The 4,856-nt window shown below is 45.2% G+C and carries 5 protein-coding genes; 2 read left to right on the forward strand and 3 right to left on the reverse strand.

The genetic code is table 11. The features are described 5' to 3' along the window. Positions 1-48 precede the first annotated feature (48 nt). Positions 49-510, reverse strand: a complete 462-nt coding sequence (locus VF500_RS20845; RefSeq protein WP_330861526.1) for a hypothetical protein — start codon at positions 508-510, stop codon at positions 49-51. Positions 511-631: 121 nt separating this feature from the next. On the opposite strand from VF500_RS20845, the gene VF500_RS20850 reads away from it, so the two are divergent. Beyond that, the gene (locus VF500_RS20850; protein WP_330861527.1) at positions 632-1,540 is read left to right on the forward strand and encodes a serine hydrolase; all 909 of its coding nucleotides are present in this window, start codon (positions 632-634) and stop codon (positions 1,538-1,540) included. A gap of 42 nt (positions 1,541-1,582) precedes the next feature. Here the strand turns inward: VF500_RS20850 and VF500_RS20855 are convergent, their stop codons facing one another. Next, entirely contained in the window at positions 1,583-2,437 is an 855-nt protein-coding gene (locus VF500_RS20855; RefSeq protein ID WP_330861528.1) for a LysR family transcriptional regulator, read from the reverse strand. A gap of 89 nt (positions 2,438-2,526) precedes the next feature. Between VF500_RS20855 and VF500_RS20860 the strand changes: the two genes are divergently transcribed. Next, complete coding sequence (locus VF500_RS20860) at positions 2,527-3,498, forward strand: alpha/beta hydrolase (protein ID WP_330861529.1); 972 nt, start codon at positions 2,527-2,529, stop codon at positions 3,496-3,498. Between the two features lie 70 nt (positions 3,499-3,568). On the opposite strand, the gene VF500_RS20865 is transcribed toward VF500_RS20860, so the two are convergent. Beyond that, on the reverse strand, positions 3,569-4,856 hold a 1,288-nt coding region (locus VF500_RS20865; RefSeq protein WP_330861530.1), incomplete at its 5' end, for an RNA polymerase sigma factor.

The following is a 4,856-nucleotide window of genomic DNA, read 5'->3' on the forward strand; positions in this document are numbered from 1 at the left end:
CTTCTTTTAAATTTCTGAAGAACAGCAAAGTTAATATTTGATACCAATTTACTGCCAGCCTATCACCCCAAACTGCTTTAAATGATGGGTGAAATGTTTGCCATGCCATATGATCCATTCATAATAATCCAACGGACCGAAGCCACCGTGGATCACTTTAACATCATTCGTGTTGAAATACCTGTCGAAGGTATCCAGCTCTTTCATTAATTGATTAATGGCCGTTTCCAGGTCGGGATAGGTTAGCGTATCGGGTAGCTCTTCCAAAATAATATTGCGGGGCATTTCAAAGTCGGTATAAATGCCGGCTTGCTTGCGTGCGGCGGTATTTTCATGCGGCCCATCCCTGGTTGGTATCCTGGTGCCGTTGGTGTATTGAACCTGGGTTACAAGGTGCTCAATCATTTGTTGAGGCGTCATTTTACCCCAAAGTGGCTTAGCCTGCGCATCAAGATTAAGGAATAAGCGATACAATACTTTGCGATTGGTGATATCAACAAACTGGCTCATGAGGTAACGGGTTTTTAGCAAATATAAAAAACATAGTATTTTGAGTAGTCCCTCCACATGAAACAGATGATCGCCGGTTATTTTAAAATTCGTATTTTCATCTTCTCAGATCGCTTATCCCATGAAACATAAACTTACCTTCCTGATGCTGTTATTGGCAGCGTCGGCTTTTGCCCAAACTGATAGTAAACTCGCCGGTAAATTGAATGATGCAGTAAAGGATTTCCACGGACAGGTTGGGATCTACGTGCATAATCTTAAAACCGGTAAAATAGCTGAGATCAATGCTGACACATTGTTTCCTACAGCAAGCATGATCAAAGTGAGCATTCAATGCGGGGTGATGGATAAGATAGAAAAGGGAGAACTAAAGTATAATCAGAAACTGGTTTACCGCGATTCATTGCTTTATGCCGGTGAAGACCTGTTGGGTTCCTTTAAAGATAAAGATACCGTACAGCTAAGTAAAGTGGCCATGCTAATGATCTCCATGAGCGATAACACCGCGAGCCTGTGGCTGCAAAAGCTGGTGGGCAGTGAGTATATCAATAACTGGCTCGATCAAAATGGGTTTAAAGTGATGCGGGTAAATTCGAGGGCTCCTGGTAGGGAAGCCATGCGCAAAATTTACGGCTGGGGCGTAAGCACCCCGCGCGAAATGTGCCGCTTGTTTACCATGATCCGCGAAGGTAAAGCGGTAAGCCCGGCTGCCAGTGAACGGATGTACCGCAATATGGGGCGTATTTATTGGGATGAGCATGCATTATCTCAGATTCCGCCGTATGTGCATACCATATCCAAACAGGGAGCAGTTGACGAATCACGCTCGGAAACTGTGCTGGTTAACGCCCCGCATGGCGATTATGTATTTTCCATTATCACCAATCATAACACTGATACCAGCTGGACACCCAATAACGAGGCTGGCCTGCTGATTAAAAAGATATCGGCCCTGCTATGGCATTATTTTGAACCTGCTGATAAGTGGCAGCCTGCGGAAGGAGTGGATAAATTTATGCTGAATGAATAATCAGCTGCAAAACACAATGACAATTTGTAATATCAGGAGGGCTTAATACATCTCCACAAAAGCCTTCAAAGCCCTTGATTGCGGTACGTTTTTACGGTAGATGAGCACTGTCGACATAGTCCCCAGTTCTTTATTGAGGGTATGTGTTTTAAGCTTGCGGCCTGCATAATATTGCTCAATGAGTTCGGCAGGGAGGATACTGATTCCTAAACCGGCCTCTACAAAATTGATGATCCCTTCCAGCGAGTTCAGTACGATGCTTTTGTACTGGATAATGCCTTTGGCGTTAAGCCATGCTTCCAGCCGGGCACGGAAAACACAGCCCTGGTCAAACACGATGATCTTGAGCGGTTGGGTAGCAAGTAATTCCCTCAGCTCGGGGCCTTGTGCGGGGGCAAGGATCACCAGTTGCTCTTCCTTAATGTGCAATTGCTCCAGCTCGGGCGAATTGATAGGGGCCGATATAAAAGCCGCATCCAATTTGTAATTGATCACATCGGTGATGAGCTCGCTGCGCATTTGTGATTTAAATTCCAGGTCCACATCAGGGTAGGCTTCTGTAAAGCGGCTAAGGATATCCGGAACCTTAAAGGCCATGGTAGTTTCAATACAGCCTATTTTAAGGCTGCCGCTTACCTGGTTAAACTTTTTAATGTCCTTTTTGGCTTCCTGCATCAGATGATCTATCTGTTTGCTGTATTGCATCAGCGTTTCACCGGCACTGGTTAACGCTACCTTGCGCGATGTACGGGTGAACAGATCTGCTCCAAATTCCTCTTCCAGGTTTTTAATGCGCGCCGTTACGTTTGACTGTACAGTAAACATGGCTTCGGCAGCTTTGGTGAAACTCCCGTTGGCTGCTACCGCTTCAAATATCTTCAGATCATTAGTATTCATAAATCACTATTTATGATTTTAATTATCGTTATTAATCGTTTTTAATAATCAAATATCGATATTAATTTTGAATCATCAAAACAGAAAAAATGAAAACTAAAAACCTGATACTAAGTATGATTGTAGCTGTTTTAATTGCCAACGGGGCTAAGGCGCAATCAAAGCAAACTTCAACTTCAAAAACTCAAACCATGGAAACCAATCAAATTCATTACCGCAACATTAAAGCCAATGGCTTAAATATTTTTTATCGCGAAGCAGGACCTAAAGATGCACCAACTATATTGTTGCTGCATGGTTACCCAACATCATCGCACATGTTCAGGAACCTGATCCCAACTTTAAGTACAAAATACCATGTACTGGCTCCCGACCTGCCGGGTTTTGGGTTTTCAGATATGCCAGATCATACCCGTTTTCAATATACTTTCGATAACCTCGCTGCTACCATGCAATCATTTATTGATGAGCTTGGCCTTAAACGTTTTGCCATTTACATATTTGATTACGGCGCACCTACCGGCTTAAGACTGGCTGTAGCTAACCCCGGAAAAATAACCGGTATTATTTCCCAAAATGGTAACGCCTATGAAGAAGGCCTGAGCACCGGCTGGAACCCTATCCAAAAGTACTGGCAGGATTCGAGCAAGGAAAACAGGGACGCTTTAAGGGACTTTGTAAAAGAAAAAATGACCAAGTTTCAATATTTTGAAGGTGTATCTGATCCATCATTAATTGCACCTGAAAGCTACACGCTCGATCAGCAAACGCTCGACCGCCCCGGGAATGTGGAAATTCAGCTTGACCTGATGCTTGATTATCGCACTAACGTAGCCTTATACCCTAAATTTCAGGCCTACTTCAGGGAGCATAAGCCTAAACTGTTAGCTGTTTGGGGAAATAAGGATCCGTTCTTTTTACCTGCCGGTGCCGAAGCTTACAAACGCGATAATCCTAACGCTATCGTTAAGCTTTACAACACAGGTCACTTTGCTTTGGAAACACATGCCAAAGAAATAGGCCAGGATGTGCTTGACTTTTTAGGTGGCTTGCCTAAGTAAGCCAACTATCATCCTGAGCACGGCAACTTGCAAAATCCCGACTTACGGAGCTTCAAAAACTTCATAAGTTTTACCTGTTTTCGAGCTTATCTATTTTGCTTTGTATAACAGCAGTATCGGCGGGTGTTTTTATCAGCGTTAGGGCTTTTTCAAAGTTGAGTTTGGCCTGTGCGTTATCAATGCCGGTATAGAGTTGGCCCAGGAGGGTGTAGTAAAACTGATTGCCGGTGAGCAGCAGTTTTTCGGCTTCAATAATGGCTTGTTCGGGGCTGTTGGCTTTGGCAAGGGCGAAGGTGCGGTTAAGTGCCGCTACCGGCGAATACGCTATTTGCAGCAGGCGGTTATAAAGCTGGAGGATGTTCTCCCATTTTTGTTTAGAATCCGTTTTTTGGGTATGCCAGTAGGCTATGCTGGCTTCAAGGTGATATTTTGATAGTTGGGTGCCCGTGGTGGCAAGGTTTAAATGCCAGGCACCTTTGGCTATGAGGTCCTGGTTCCAGAGGTTGGTGTCCTGGTCGTTGTATAAAATTAACCCGCCGTTTTGATCGGTACGGGCCTCAAACCTCGATGCGTGGAAATACATGAGCGAGAGCAGGGCATTGACCGGCGGCTTGTTGGTGCCTTCGTTTTCGATAAGCATGTGGCAAAGACGCATGGCCTCGAAGCAAAGGTCCTTACGTAAAACCTGGTTCTGACTTACCGAATAATAGCCCTCGCTAAACAGCAGGTAAATGGTGGTAAGCACATTTTCCAGCCGGTTATCAATCTCGGCCTTACCCGGCATTTCGATCTTTATTTTTTCGTTGCGGATCTTTTCCTTTGCCCTGAACAGGCGCTTGTTGATGGTTTCTTTACCGGTGAGGAAAGCCTCGGCTATTTCATCAATGCCGAAACCGCAGAGGATCCGTAACGAGAGCCCGATCTGTGCCTCGGGCGGAATGGCAGGGTGACAGATGGCAAACATCATCTGCAACTGGCTATCGCTGATGTTTTGGGGCGAGAGGTCGATATCCTGCTCGGAGGTTGCTGTGGTTTGGAGCTCGGGCGATACTTTGGTTTCGAAAATGGTATTGCGCTGTAAATGATTTTTGGCCTTGTTTTTAGCCACATTATAAAGCCAGGCTGTTGGGTTTGGCGGAATGCCTTTATAGCTCCAGGCCTGGGCAGCAGTAAGGAAAGTATCGCTGGCAATGTCTTCGGCGGTTTCCATCTCATCAAACCCAAAGCGGCGGCACAGCACCGATACTATTTTACGGTACTCGGTACGGAATAAATGGGGGATGAGCTCGGGGTTTTGCATGGGGAAGAAAAATGTCATTGCTTTCTTAAAAATGTCATTGCGAGCGATAGCGCGGCAA

Origin of the sequence: Mucilaginibacter sp. (assembly GCF_036383575.1) — a bacterium.
Classification (GTDB): Bacteria; Bacteroidota; Bacteroidia; order Sphingobacteriales; family Sphingobacteriaceae; genus Mucilaginibacter.